Annotated in this window: 8 protein-coding genes; 1 reads left to right on the forward strand and 7 read right to left on the reverse strand. The window is 38.4% G+C overall.

Annotation, left to right across the window (positions count from 1 at the left end; genetic code table 11):
• Positions 1-22: 22 nt before the first annotated feature.
• From COE25_RS01335 to COE25_RS01365, 7 genes are all read right to left on the reverse strand, one after another.
• Positions 23-1,162 carry a Gfo/Idh/MocA family protein gene (locus tag COE25_RS01335; protein ID WP_098930328.1) on the reverse strand — a complete coding sequence of 380 codons (1,140 nt, stop codon included), beginning with the start codon at positions 1,160-1,162 and terminating at the stop codon, positions 23-25.
• A gap of 53 nt (positions 1,163-1,215) precedes the next feature.
• Positions 1,216-2,202, reverse strand: a complete 987-nt coding sequence (locus COE25_RS01340; RefSeq protein WP_098930330.1) for a carbohydrate kinase family protein — start codon at positions 2,200-2,202, stop codon at positions 1,216-1,218.
• A gap of 145 nt (positions 2,203-2,347) precedes the next feature.
• Positions 2,348-6,154 carry a GH32 C-terminal domain-containing protein gene (locus tag COE25_RS01345; protein ID WP_180247394.1) on the reverse strand — a complete coding sequence of 1,269 codons (3,807 nt, stop codon included), beginning with the start codon at positions 6,152-6,154 and terminating at the stop codon, positions 2,348-2,350.
• Between the two features lie 71 nt (positions 6,155-6,225).
• The gene (locus COE25_RS01350; protein WP_098930332.1) at positions 6,226-7,704 is read right to left on the reverse strand and encodes a glycoside hydrolase family 32 protein; all 1,479 of its coding nucleotides are present in this window, start codon (positions 7,702-7,704) and stop codon (positions 6,226-6,228) included.
• Positions 7,705-8,043: 339 nt separating this feature from the next.
• Positions 8,044-9,660: an ABC transporter substrate-binding protein gene (locus COE25_RS01355; protein WP_098930334.1), complete on the reverse strand. Its 1,617-nt coding sequence runs from the start codon at positions 9,658-9,660 to the stop codon at positions 8,044-8,046.
• 61 nt (positions 9,661-9,721) lie between these two features.
• Positions 9,722-10,603, reverse strand: a complete 882-nt coding sequence (locus COE25_RS01360; protein WP_088085655.1) for a carbohydrate ABC transporter permease — start codon at positions 10,601-10,603, stop codon at positions 9,722-9,724.
• An 18-nt stretch (positions 10,604-10,621) separates the two neighbouring features.
• Positions 10,622-11,557 (reverse strand): ABC transporter permease, encoded by a 936-nt coding sequence (locus COE25_RS01365; RefSeq protein WP_257208681.1) that lies wholly within the window; start codon positions 11,555-11,557, stop codon positions 10,622-10,624.
• A gap of 276 nt (positions 11,558-11,833) precedes the next feature.
• Between COE25_RS01365 and COE25_RS01370 the strand changes: the two genes are divergently transcribed.
• Complete coding sequence (locus tag COE25_RS01370; RefSeq protein WP_098930338.1) at positions 11,834-12,745, forward strand: nuclease-related domain-containing protein; 912 nt, start codon at positions 11,834-11,836, stop codon at positions 12,743-12,745.
• The last annotated feature ends 168 nt before the right edge of the window (positions 12,746-12,913 follow it).

Here is a 12,913-nt window from a genome sequence, read left to right on the forward strand (position 1 = left end):
CTAATTTGCTAACCTATTTCTTTTATCTCAATCCTTTAAGTTCCGGTGTTAAGATTGATTTCATCTCTTCCAGAACAGTATCTTCATAAGCATGTTTTTTTCCATTAAGTATGTCTTGAACTTTAACCGGCTGGCCGATTGCAGCAGATTCAAGTGCAGCAAATACAACTCCTAATGCTTCCAGGCCTCTCTCAGCTCTCGAAATAGGTGTCTTCCTTTCAGCAATTGCTTCCCATAATTCCACATAGGAATGAGCAAATGGATTTTTAACAATATTCGGGGCAAAACGTTCAATCAGTTCCGGCATCAGAATTTTTTGCCCATCTTGAAGAGTGACATGCTGCCCAGGGCGAAGACATCCTTCACTTCCATAAATCCACACACCACCGGTCCCTTCACCATGTGCCGATGTTGCACACATCCAATGCCCGAGTCCGCCATTTGTAAACTTGAAGACCGTAACGGCCGTATCTTCTCCGGTAGGTTTGATGGTCACATTCCCATTACTTAATTCTTTTTCAAAAATTTCCGTATAGGCAAAAACCTCATCAATCGAACCATTGATTTCAGTAAAAGAGTGAGTTCTATGAACACCATGATCATTGATCCAGCCCGCTCCAGCTTGACCTTTCATATGCCGCCAAGGTGTACCGGCGAAAAATCCGCGATGCAATGTAACAGTTGCATAATCGATAATGAAAGATACACGACCGATCAGACCTTCTTTTACTGCCTTCGCGATCGCAACATTTTCTGCCCCTAGTACACTTGGTTCAGATAGCGTTAATACTCGATTATACTTCTTAGCATCAGCGATCATTTTTCGGCCAAAGGAAGGAGAAATCGAAAGCGGCTTTTGCATTTGCACATGAACCCCAGCTGCAAAGCAATCTTCCGCTACTGTATGATGCAAATCATGATTAATTAAGACAGATACTGCATCTAATTGTCCATTCTCTAACAACAAACGATAATCAGTAAATACTGCAGGACGTTTACCTAATCGTTTTTCCACCTCTGAAGCAAAATTTTCTGCTCTTTCCTGTTCGATATCACAAACCGCTGTCAATTCAAATGTTTCTAGCCCTTTTCTCTTTAACTCTTCTAGGCCTTCAACATGTGCAATGGCAATAACACCACACCCGATAAAACCTAGTTTCATAGAATTCACTCCCCTTTTAATGATTTATAAATTTTTAATAGACATCGACGAATTTAATAACTATTTATCAACTTATCCTTAAAACCGATTACTTCCTCATGGGTCGGTATGGCAGAAATGGCGCCTACTTTCCTACAAACCATTGCTCCCACTTTATTACTAAAGAAAATGATTTGTTTCAGTTGTTCGAAGTCTTTTAAAACTCTCTTTGGTTCTGTTTCTCTAGCCAACTGGTGAAGTGTTGCGCCTACGAATGCATCACCCGCACCGGTAGAATCTATAGAATCTACATTTATACTTGGAACCATCTCCATATTTTGCCCATTAGAAATCATCGTTCCTTCTTTTCCTAAAGTAACAGCAACGACTAATGCTCCCAGTTGATGTAGAACTTCGATTCCATCACTTAAATCGTTCATGCCAGAGATAATTTTTAATTCCTCATCGCTTACTTTTACAAAATCAGCGATAGCGATTCCCTTTTGCGCTAACTCTACAAATTGGTCTCTTCTCCCTTTCCAAAGGTCAATTCGATAGTTAGGGTCAAATGAGATAAATTTACCTTCGTCCTTTGCTTCCTGCATGACATGTAAATAAGTCGATTGAAAGGGATCATTTAATAAAGCGGTCGCTGAACCAAAGTGTAGAATACTCGATTCTATTATTTTTTCTTTATCAAGCTCGTCTTCAGTTAAAAAAGCATCTGCCCCGCGATTAAATACGAAGTCTCTTTCTCCATTTGCTTTCAATGAAACAAAAGCTAGAGTTGTAGGATGCTCATTATCTAGTACAAGCATAGAGGTATCGACATTCACTTCCTCTAATATATTTTTTAAAAAATGACCAAACGGATCATTTCCAACTTTTCCACTGAATAGAGCACTGCCCCCTAATTTCACAATCGCAGCACAAACATTAGCAGGCGCTCCCCCTGCCTGTTTTTCAAAATTTTGACCTTGGACTAAGTCCATGTCCACATCTGTACAGAAAAAATCGATTAATAATTCTCCAATACAAATGACTGATGATTTCTTATTCATTTCGTTAAACCGTCCTTTTCATATTGTTTCGTTTAAAAATCATATTCCTGCAAAAGCAAAGCTCTAACCTTTGATTAGAGCTCTGTCAAAAAATAAAATTACTTATCACTGGAAGTTAACGATAATTTGCGTTTTTTTTACTTCTTTATTTTATATCAGACGAAAGTGTCCACTGCTGACGCTCTAGATTCAGATTCAAATCATTAAGTGTCAAAATTCCCTCTCCCGATATTTCGAGTGCCTTGCCATTATGAACAGAAGTGATTCTTACAGTTCCATTATCATTTTTGGTAATTATCCAGCGCTGATTATTATAGCCAAGATAGTTGTACAGCTGAATTTTATTTTGCCCTGTATCCAGATCTATAGTTTTGCCGGCCTCTGTACGTATGGAATAAGAACCATAATCATCACCTGTCGGAATCAAAGTCCAGTTTATAGCGTTGTCTGCATCAGCTACGGTCACAGGCTCACCGTTTTGAGAATTAGCAGTATAAATCGCTTTGCCTGTTGCCATATTCGTAAAGCTTGTTACGGTTAAGTTTGATTCTGACATATTGCTGACATTGACATTCTGATAGTAAGCTTGACCTCCAAAGACATTTAAACCAAAATGGCCTTCAGCAAAGGTTCCATCCTGTAAATCCATGATTTTTTGACCATCCACATAAATCTGAATGTGAGGACCCTTTGCTTCGATTTTCACCTTATATGTCTTTCCTGGTTGAATAAAGGCAGGCACTTTCGCAATGACCATACGGTCCACGAAGAGACCGTCAATCTTGTAAAAAAGGCGAAAAGCCTTCATGGTCGGATCAAGATTGAAGTAATAGCCGCTTCTACCGTCTTCACTTGCCCGGAACAGAATGGAACCTGCTCCTCCCGATTGTCCCAGTATCATATCTGCTTCATAAGTAAAGTCTCCTGCCGTTTCCTTGGCCATATAGTTTGCATCACTTGTATACGTACCACGGATTCCATTTTCTGTGATGGTCCATTTGGAGGCAGAAAGATCTGCTTTCCATCCAGTGAGATTAGTATAGATTTCACCATCATACACTCTAACAACTACACTTGCTGAAGCCTTTCCATTTGCTGCAGAAGCTGTAATAATTGCTTCTCCTTTGCTTCCTGCTTTAAGTACTGCATTGGAGTTAGTGAAGGAGTCAACCCTCACTACATTCGAATCACTAGATGTCCATTTAATTGGCTGAGTTCCCTTTCCCTTTCGGTTCTCCGCGGAAGCAAACAACGTTAGAGCATCGCCAATATTCATCTCTCTTTGATTTGTATCCATTACAATTCTTGTATCCTCATCCGCATTTTGATTCCAAGTATTTGCTAGCGAATGTACCTTTAATGATACAACATTTACATCTCCCCCCTTGGTGTAGAAGTTCATACTGCGACTTGAAGGATCCGGGAAAATAACATCAGAAAAAACAACTTTCCCATCATTAGCAAATACTTCAATGGACGAATCGTCTACAAATATATTCATTTTGATACGTTTATTATCCGGTTTTAAAGAAGCTTCATGTAAAGTGGAAAAAAGGCTGGAGAAATCCTTCTCTCCTGACTCAGCACGATCTACAAATATTTGATTATCTGCTTTTTTGTAGCCCACGACTGTTTTTTGGTCAGCCCCTTCACGAACATGAAAACCAAATTCGGTTAAATTGCTGGTAGAAGGAATTTCAATCTCCGCTTCTATTTCAAATGCTCCTGAAGAGATTCCCTTCAACAAGTTGGAAGCATTAGTCGAGTTGACTACCTTGTTCTGTGTCTGGAAAATGGTACTGCGAATCGACTGTAGTTCCTTAATAGAAGCTTGTGCAAGTCTTATCCCTTCATCTGTTTTCACCAATCTTAATTCTCTCGGAATAGTCAGTTCTCCCTTCCAGCCCATAGTTGGAAAAGCGAATGGATAATCCCAGTTGGACATCCATGCCATTATCACACGGCGGTTATCCGGCATATTGGCGAAGGACATAGATGCGTAGAACTCCTTCCCGTAATCCGTTTTCAGTACTTTACCTGCTGTATTGTCATTGACGAATTTACCATCAGCTGTCAAAAACCCTACAAAATACTCCGCATCGGATCCCTGCGTCTTTGGATTTGCACCTGTACTAATCATCAAAACCCATTTTTTCTCTTCCGTACCGTCTACCTGAAGTTCGAAGAGATCGGGGCATTCCCATACACCGCCACGAACATAATTTCCATAACCAAAATTATCAGTAAGCTTCCAATCAATTAGGTTAGTAGAAGTAAAGAAGCGAATGTGATCTCCTCCAGATACAACCATGACCCATCGATTGTTTGCCTCATCTCGGACAACTTTAGGATCACGGAAGTCCCAGCCGCCTGGATCTTCTCCATTCTTGCCCGGATTCTCAATGACAATTGGGTGCTCCGTTGAATATTCCCAAGTACGTCCCTGATCAGTACTGTAGGCAAGTCCAATCCGCTGATTACCATTTGTTCCATCCGGATTAAAGGAAGTGTAGTAGGCAATAAGCCCTTTACCACCAGAATTGGTGAATAAACCGGAAGCATTTTTTAGATCTGCTACAGCTGAACCAGACCAAACATGCCCGTAATCATTCCATGGCAAAGCAATAGGGAGACGGTTCCAATTCACCATATCCTTACTTACTGCATGAGCCCAAGTCCCCCCATTTTGGTGAAATAAATGATACTCGCCTTCAAAGTAGACGAGCCCATTCGGATCACTTACAGAGCCTCGAGCTGGAGTATAATGATAATCTGGTCGATATTTTTCTTTGTAATAGCTGGATGTTGGAACAAGATAAATATCCTGGAAATAAGCAGAACCTGATGTTACAGAAAATCCGGCAAATCCAGTACTGTAACTCATATCCGCCACTTTTACAGCTGCCTCAGAATATCCATCAACATAAAGTTCGATTTGATTGCCGTTTGTTATAATTTCAAGATGGTGTTTGGCACCTTTTTCGGTTAAATAGGTGCGGTCAGATGTTTTGAGCACAGTACCGTCCGCCTTCTCCAAATGTGCTTTGACAGTACTTCCTTCTTTCATAAGCACGGCCTGGTAACCAGTTGTTCCTTGTTCATTGGTACGAAATGAAAGTGCTGCTTCCGATGGATCTTGATCAAAAGAAATATTTCCTTCAAGCACAAAGTCGCTTGCACTCTTATTGTAGATTTGCTTGGCTTTCACACCATCAACAGCAATTCCCTTCAGACCTTTGATTGCTGGTTCCCAGCTTCCTTCCTTGTATAGGGAAGGGCCTAGATTTGCAGAAGGTTCGCTAACTTTTACATTTTGAAACAACGCTGCTCCATCCCATACATTAAGGCCAAGAAAACCCTTATAATATGTAGCATTATGGACATCAATAATAGGAGCATACTGATTCCCCCAATAAACTTTGATATGATCTCCAACTACCTTCACCTTCAGATGATAGATTCCTCCCTCTTGCAGGTTAACTTGGAATTCCTCTTTTAATTTCTTCTCGTCACGAGCATCACGAAGACGAATGATTCCCGCATTTGGAACGATTTGCAGCATGTACGAGTCCCAGCCATCTTCATTAGAACGGAATACTAGGGTGGCGTCCGCATTCATGTCTATTATTTTTACATCCGATTCATAAATAAAATCTTCAGAATTAACACTTGATATAGCCATTACATTCTCTTTAGGTTCTGAAGTAAGCAAAAGTCCCTGTTCTGTGTCTTCTAACGTGCCTTTCCCTTTAATTTGCCAGTCTGTCAGATTAGTAATTGCTTTGGATACACTTTCAATAATTGTCGCACCCTCCCGTGTTTCTTTACTTCCCGTTTCATTCGATTCTGTTGCCCAGCCTGTTGTAGGATCAACAAGAATCGTGCCCATGGAGGCAGCGATAAGTAGGATGGACAAAAATACAGAAGTCCATTTTATCAAATTTGGTTTCATCCTTTGCCCTCTCTTCCAAAAACAAGGCTCTAACCCAATTAATTCGATTAGAGCTTTGCCTAAAAATAAAGTTACTTCCCCCAAATGGAATCAAGTTCTGTTAGTTTTAATGAAGACACTCGGATATTTCCTTCGTTTGAAAATAAAACAATTTTCTCATATGGTTGGTTTGGAAAGATTAAGCTAGTAAAAGCTACCTTTCCATCATTTGCAAATACTTCTATGGAAGAAGCATCAATAAAGATTTGAAGTTTGATTCTGTCATTTTTCGTCTTCAGCGAAGCATTTTGTACCGCTGGGAAAGATTCTGAAAAACTATTATCTCCAGCATTAGTTCTGTCAACTGATATTAGTTCCTTTTCCACATCATAACGAATCACTGTCTTTTCATCTTCAGAACTTTGTAAAACGATACCAAAGGAATTAGAAGTTTGTTTTTCAAACTCCATATTCACTTCCATTAATGGACTGAACATGTTAAAAGATGTGGGTTGGTTTGATTCAATCGTTAGATTTTGATAACCTTGTGAACCTTTTCGAATCGAATTAATTTCTGGTACTACTTTCTGGACCAATCGAACTCCATCCTCACTAGAAGTTAACGATAATTCTCTTGGCAAGGTCATCGCACTCCGCCAATCTTCAGTTGGTACTTGATTTGCATAACGCCAATTACTCATCCAGCCAATATAAATTCTTCTTCCATCTTCAGCTGGGATATCAGACCAACTTACGCCTGCATAATTATCCCTGCCATGATCCATCCAAAGAATTGTTTCATCAGTATTTTCATTTACAAAGGTTGTTCCGTCAAATTCACCAATAAAATATTGTGTTCTTGAACCTTCTTTGAAATCATGGTTATCACCAATACTGACAAACAGGACCCATTTTGGGATGTTTTCATCACCATCTACTGGCAATTGAAACAGGTCAGGGCATTCCCAAACGCCGTCATGTGACCCAGCATTATTTCCAAATTCACTTTCAAACTCCCAATCTTTTAGGTTTGGAGAGGTGTAAATGGTGATGGATTGTCCAGTCGCTAACACCATTACCCATTTATTCGTTTCTTCATGCCAAAAAACCTTTGGATCACGATAATCGGTAATGTTTACATCAGAAAGTACGGGATTTCCTTCGTATTTGGTCCATGTTCTTCCATTGTCGGTACTATAAGCAAGACTTTGACGCTGACGCGGCCGCTCGGAATCTGGATAGTTATCCGCACTCGTATAAATGGCTACCAACCCAGGTCCATTCTGGAAAAATCCTGATGTGTTATTCCAATCCACTACTGCACTTCCAGAGAAAATTGCACCATGCTCATCTGGATATAGCGCGATCGGCAGCTGTTCCCAGTGAATTAGATCTTTACTAACCGCATGTCCCCAGTGCATTGGTCCCCATGTGGTACCAAATGGATGGTATTGATAAAAAAGGTGATACTCATTATTTAAAAAAACCATTCCGTTGGGGTCGTTCATCCATTTTTCTTCAGGTGAATAATGAAACTGCTGACGATGCTTTTCTTTATATCGTTGTGTCATTATGTGTCACTCCTTTGTTTTCTCTTAATATCTTTTATTTCGATTATGATGGACAGATCTCACTGGTTTTCTGTTAGATTTGTCTTTCATCCACCTTATGATGGGCAGATCTCACTAGCTTTCCGTTGGATTTGTCTTTCATCGACCTTATGATGGACAAATCTCACTGGCTTTCTATTAGATTTGTCCTTCAGCCACCTTATGATGGACAGATCTTACTGGCTTTCAATCAGATTTGTCCTTCATCGCCATTTTTTATGAATTTCTATCATCCTAAATTGGAACAAGGCTGTACGTATGCTTGCACAGTACAACCTCAGCCTTATTACTTAAAATCGTTTATTTTGTGTTCCTGTCGTATCCTGCTTGTTTAATCTTTAACCACTCTTGTAATCCTAAGCGATCTAATTCCTTTATATATCCATCCCACTCTTTCTCCACTTTTCCATTTTGAATCCATTCGGCCCGTTTTCTCATAACGAAAGCAAACATATCCGTTTCAATTGTTGTAAGTTTATCGCTATCTTCTAATGAGAAGAATACTCTTGGATAAATATTTTCTGCAGTCATATGAGGAGTCATAACATCCTTCATTAATCCTAATCTCCATGCAGCATCATCTGGTTTTGTGGTAACTTTTCCATAATACTCATCTAAAATCGCTAATGGTCCGCCGATATTTGTTTTTTGTCTTAATTCCACTGGTGCTGTACCTGATAAAGGTAAATGTTTTAGCATTCCTGCTGCTTCATCTAATTCAAAGATATTTTGTTGAGTTTTATCACCATACGTACCCCAGTTATCTTGAACAGATTGTTTTGGTTCATATAATTGATCAATCCATTTTGCAGTCAGTTCAATGTTCTTATCCGCACTAGTAATAACCATTCTTCCTCTATCAAAGCCCATACCATTGGTTCTGGCTACATTCACTTGGCCATCTGGACCAGCAAGCGGCTTCATTAGGTCATATTTGTCATTCATTCCAGTAATATTGGCTTTATCCCAAGTGAAATATAAACCATAGCGATTATCTTTGCCTTTTGCTAAATACGTGTTCCAATCTTGTTCAAACGCTTCAACATCGATTAGGCCTTCTTTATATAACTCATTGAGAAATTTAATACCTTCTTTATATCCTTTATCTGATGCTGTAAACGTAACTTTTCCATCATTGCTTACAACCGTATGATCCCAGTTTTCACCAAGGCCAAACGATCCAAATAAGAATGCTAAGTCTTCCCCGCCTGCTTGCTTACCAATAAACGACATTGGGATTTCATCCGCTTTTCCGTTGCCATTGGGATCTTTTGTTTTAAAGGCAATCAATACTTGCTTTAATTCTTCTGTGTTTGTCGGCATTTTTAACCCTAATTTATTTAACCATTCCACATTGATCCATGGGAAATCATCAACCGAGTGAATACTTTCTTTTCCAGAACCTAACTCCTCAATCCATGGGAAAGAGTAAATATGTCCATCAGGAGCAGTCATCATTGCTTTATATTCAGGTGCTGCTTCCAAAACCTTTTGTAGGTTAGGCATGTACTTCTCTATTAAATCTTCCACAGGAACAATCGCACCATCTTTTGCAAGTTTTAATAGATCATGGTCATTAAAACCTGCATCGAGGATGGCATCTGGCAGATCACCGCTTGCCATTGCCAGATTTCTTTTTTCAATAAAAGCATCAGAGGTATAGTTTTTCCACTTAATATGAACACCCGTTTGATCTTCCAAACGCTTATAAATTAATTTTTTATTAGGATCAGCAGGCGCTAATGGGGAGCTTTGGGTCATAAAATTCAATGTCACTTTTTCTTTTAAAGGAAAGGAAACATCCTTTATTTTATACTCTTTTGATGATGCTGTTTCACTTTTGCTACTGTTACTACAGCCTGAAACTAGTAATATCGTAGCAAGTGATGCAGCCATAACTTTTTTTACATTTTTCATATCATTACCCTCCTAAATATTGTGTGTAAGCATTTACAATAAAATCTATAAAATTGGCTCATTATTTCAATGAACCCACCATGACACCTTTTTCAAAGTACTTTTGGAAGAATGGATACATGATAATAAGCGGCAGACTAGAAATAACAATCGATGAGTATTTGATCATTTCTGAAAGCTTTTTAAGTTCAGCCATAGCCTGCTGATCACTAATCATTCCTGGTCCAGTTTGATTTTGAATCAATATTGACCTCAAAACTAATTGTAATGGGTGCAATTTCGGATCCTCGAGATAAATCATCGCATCAAAATAAGAGTTCCATTGACCAACAAATGCATACATTGCTAGGACGAAAATGATAGGTTTGGAAAGTGGCATAACGATTTTAAAGAAGATTAGTAGATCGGATGCTCCATCCACCTTTGCTGCTTCATGTAATTCATAAGGAATACTTTTAAAATAAGTCCTTGCTAGGATAATATTCCATACATTCACGGCTCCTGGTATTAAAATCGCCCAAGGGGTGTTTAACATTCCGAGGTCTTTTACAACCAGGTAGGTTGGGATAAGTCCACCTCCAAAGAAGATGGTTATGATAAACAGTGTCATGAAGAAATTTTTCCCGACAAAGCCGTTTACCGATAATGGATAGGCAGCAAAAATACAAACCACAACGGTTATAACGGCAAATCCTACTGAATAAAGAATAGAATTGATAAAGCCATGGACCATCGCATCATTGGATAAAATCAACTGATATCCTTTAAAACTCCAATCTGAAAAATTGAACGAAATCCCTTTATTTAATAACACCGTTGGATCCATGAATGACGCAAGAACGACATATACCAAGGGAACTAACACGATTAATACGGCTAAGCATAGAAAGATATTATTAAAGCCTAATATGATTCGGTCTATGCGGGTGTGCTTTATATTCATATCAAGACTCCTTTCTCGTTAATATAAACCTTCACCTTCGTTTAACTTCTTAACGATTTTATTAACTACGATTAACAAGATTACGTTAATGACTGAATTAAACAGGCCAACAGCTGTTGAATAAGCATAGTCGCCGGACTGCAAACCTACTTTATACACATAAGTTGGCAGAATTTCGGAAGAAGGCAAATTCATTGCGGTTTGCATTAAATATGCTTTTTCAAATCCAATCGACATAATCCCTCCAGCAGCCAGAATAAATGTTACTGCCATTAATGGTTTCAATGTCGGTAAATCGATGTGAATCATTCTTTGAAGAATATTTGCTCCATCAATCGTTGCTGCATTGTGTAATTCAGGGTCAACATTCGATAAAGCCGCCACGTAGATAATCGATGACCAGCCTGCCGCCTGCCAAATACCAGAGATAATATAGATTGATCGGAAATAATCTGGATTTGACATGAACATAAGCGGCTTTCCAGTTATGAAGCTAACCAGGTGATTGATAGGGCCTGTTGGTGATAAGAAAATAAACACCATACCAACAATTACAACCACAGAAATAAAATTTGGTGCATAGAGCACGAGTTGAATATTTTTTTTAATGGCCGCCCTTCGTAGTTGATTAAGCATCAATGAAAGGATGATAGGGACAGGGAACCCAACGATTAAGCCAAAAAAACTGAGTTTAAGCGTATTCATAAAAATGTCAGTAAAGTTAGGTGAAGATAAGAATTTGGTGAAATTATCAAATCCGACCCAATCACTTCCTAAAATCCCTTTGATCGTACTAAAATCTTTAAAGGCAATAATGGCTCCATACATCGGAATATATTTAAAAATGATTGTTAGAATAACAGCTGGAGCGATAAGCAAATAAAGATGATAGTTTTTCTTGATATATTCCAATTTACCTGTCAGTTTCGAAGCTGCTTTCTTTTCCGCTTGGATCTGTACAACTGGTTCTTTTTGAACATTTACTAACTCTTGCAAGCTCTTAACCTCCTATCAAATAGCATTGTTTATATTGCTTTATCTGGTTTTAACTTTAGCAAATTTGGAAAAGGAGAGAGTTTAATATCTTCGGAAATGGACGTTTAAAATTTTCGGCAGTTGAAAACGGTTCCATTTACTTTTAGGAAAATTAACAAAGTATTCACGCATTTCGATTGTTTTTTTTTATATGATTAGCATGGAGTTTTAAAAAATTAAGAGAGGAAGTGGGAGATGCCTTTTAAAGCACGAACTGTCCCAGGTAAATTAATTATTCTAAGGATTTTAAACAAGAGAATGGATCAAACCGTTGACGAGAAAAAGTACTATTTGTACCAAGAAAAAGGCTTTGAGGGTGAAGTTCAGTTTGATTTATTAACAGAAAAGGTTCAGAGTGAGTGTTATATTTTAAATGATTTGCTGTTAAACGTTAACAACACAACCTTCCGACTTGATACCACTATCATTTTTCAAAAGAAAATTAGCTTTTTTGAAGTAAAAAATTATGAAGGCGATTACTGTTTTCGAAACGGCCGGTTCGAAACGCTGGCTGAAAAGGAAATTAAGAATCCACTGGATCAGTTGAGACGTAGCAAATCTTTGCTTCGCCAATTACTCCAAAAACACGGATATAATTTACCAATTGAGGGATATGTTGTTTTTATAAACCCCCGGTTTACTTTATATCAAGCCCCCGTAAACGAACCCATAATTTATCCAACGCAGCTAGACGCACTTATGGAAAATTTAAATGCGCAACCGTCAAAACTAACAACCCAGCATAAAAAGATTGCTGAAAAACTAGTTTCGTTGCATCAGACGAAATCGCAATATTCCCAGGTACCAACTTTTAAGTATAGTCAGTTGAAAAAAGGGTTAACTTGTAAAGTATGCAGTTCGTTTTCGATGTTTATCCAAGGAAAGAAAATAGCGTGTGGTGATTGTGGGTTCGAAGAATTTGTTGAACCTGCTGTAATGCGGAATGTAGAGGAATTAAAACTTCTCTTTCCGACTTTGAAAATTACTACAAATGTTGTTTATGAATGGTGTAGGGGTGCTGTGTCTAAAAAAACATTGAGCAGAATTTTAGCAAGAAACTTTAATAAAGTTGGTGTTCGTCAATGGACTTTTTATGATAATGAATAATAATTCTGCTTTTGATGCTGGGCTTTGTCCTTCACAGCCCTATGAAAGACAGATGTAACTTTTCATGTGGAGGTTTTGTCCTTCATTTCCAGTATGATAGACAAATTTCCGGGCCACTGGCAAGGTTTTGTCTTTCATTACCTTTATGATAGACAAATCTCCGGGCCA

The organism is Bacillus sp. AFS031507, assembly GCF_002584635.1.
Lineage (GTDB): Bacteria > Bacillota > Bacilli > Bacillales > Cytobacillaceae > Neobacillus.